The sequence below is a fragment of the Selenomonadales bacterium genome, assembly GCA_017442105.1.
Taxonomy (GTDB): Bacteria; Bacillota; Negativicutes; order RGIG982; family RGIG982; genus RGIG982.
Genome location: JAFSAX010000189.1, coordinates 1 through 1,854 on the forward strand (window position 1 = coordinate 1; position 1,854 = coordinate 1,854).

3 protein-coding genes are annotated in these 1,854 nt (G+C 51.3%); all 3 read left to right on the plus strand.

Annotated features, from left to right (window positions below):
• Positions 1-492 (plus strand): ATP-dependent helicase (locus IJN28_07460; GenBank protein MBQ6713604.1); only part of this gene is annotated, 492 nt, incomplete at its 5' end.
• The gene (locus IJN28_07465) at positions 486-884 is read left to right on the plus strand and encodes a VRR-NUC domain-containing protein (protein ID MBQ6713605.1); all 399 of its coding nucleotides are present in this window, start codon (positions 486-488) and stop codon (positions 882-884) included. The genes IJN28_07460 and IJN28_07465, both read left to right, overlap by 7 nt.
• Positions 884-1,854 (plus strand): hypothetical protein (locus IJN28_07470; GenBank protein ID MBQ6713606.1); only part of this gene is annotated, 971 nt, incomplete at its 3' end. The genes IJN28_07465 and IJN28_07470, both read left to right, overlap by 1 nt.

Sequence of the window (1,854 nt, forward strand, 5' to 3'; positions counted from 1 at the left end):
GAAGCCGTGCTTTTGGCGCGGCCGACACAGTCACTGACGCTCTATATCCAGCAGGCAATGAGAGCGATGCGCCCGGATAAGAACAATCCTGCAAAACGTGCCGTCATCATCGATCACGTGGGGAATGTGTTTCGCCATGGTCTGCCCGATGAGGACAGAATGTGGTCGCTCGAGACGAAGCGAAGAAAGGCAGCACCGCGTGCAGTCGGTGTGAAGGTGTGTGAGCGCTGCTTCAAGGCGTACTGGTCAGCTTCGGTATGTCCGTATTGCGGGTATGCTCCGCCGAAAGCTGAACGCGAGGAGATGCCGAAGGAAGCTGACGGGCAGCTCCTGAAGGTAGAGGATGTAGAACGTAAGGCCCGCAGGCAGGAGGTCGGCAAGGCTCGTTCGATCGAGGAATTGGAACAGATCGCTATCAGACGCGGATATTCGATGCGATGGGTAACACATATTGCAAAGGCGAAAGGGATAAAGAGGTACGGACGATGTTAGAGCATGATTTGCAGAATCAAATTCGAGTAGGGGTATCAGAGAGATCTTCGGCGACCTTATTCCGTGCCAATGTCGGAATGGCATGGACAGGCAAACGAGTACACAGAGAAGGCGGCAATGTACGGATAGAAGATGCGCGGCCGTTGTCAACAGGTCTGCCGAAGGGGTTTCCCGATCTGTTCGGACTTCGGCCGCTTTTGATCACGCCCGAGATGGTAGGTCAGACGATCGCTCAATTCGTGTTTATCGAAGTGAAACAGCCTAAGAGAAAACCGACAGAAACACAAAGAGCGACAATGGATTTTTTGATAAAACAAGGCGCGTGCGGTGGTGTGGCTCATTCGGCCGAAGAAGCAGTTCGAATATTGAATGAGAAGGGAGGTGCTAAGTAGTGAATACGGAAAAATTCCTAGCTGAGCTGTATCGATTCAGTGAAGGATATACCTATTTGTGGACAAGACAGAAGAAGAGGACATACCAATTCCCGATCGATGATCTGCAGGCGATGGTCGCATGTGCTGATGAACAGTCTCGTTTGCAACGGGATGTATATTTCGGTGTCTGTACCACGCAAAAAAGTCTGGGCGACTATGATCGTACCAAAAACGAAGACATCAGCAGTATATCGGCACTGTGGGTCGATATCGATATTGCGGACGGCAATCATGCTGCCAAAAATTTGCCGCCTGATGTTATGTCAGCACGATCGCTTCTTCCGACAGAATATGAACCGTCGATCGTTGTTTTCTCCGGGCATGGACTGCACGTGTATTATCTTCTGAAGGAAGCGTGGGAGCTTGAGTCTGCCGAGCAGCAAGCACAGGCAAGCGGGTATCTTCGCCGATTACAGGGAGCAGTCAGAGCGCGGGCGGCAGAGCATGGCTGGCACATCGATGCAGTCAGTGATCTGGCAAGAGTGCTGCGTCTCCCGGGGACGAAGAATTATAAAGACATCAATGCGCCGATCGATTGCGTTGTCATCGAGGCAAATGAGCCTGTCCTGCGATACAATGTCAGCGACTTTGATTCTCTGCCCGAAATTACAAGCGATGTGCAGACAGATAAGCGTGCGGGCGGATTCGAGCGGCGCGAGACCGATGAGCCTGTCGACAATATGCTTGCGAATTGTGCATTTCTTACTCATTGGCAGCTCCACTATAAGACATTGACAGAGCCTGTCTGGATGGCAGCGTGTACGAATCTGATACGTGGAGTCGGCGGGGAAGACATCGTTTTGGCTGCAGCACGTGACTGGCTCGGCGATAAATATAACGAGGCAGAGACGAAGAAGAAAATACAGCACTGGTTAGATGAGGCACATCCGACGACTTGTCAATTCATTCAGAATCAGCTTGATTTTAA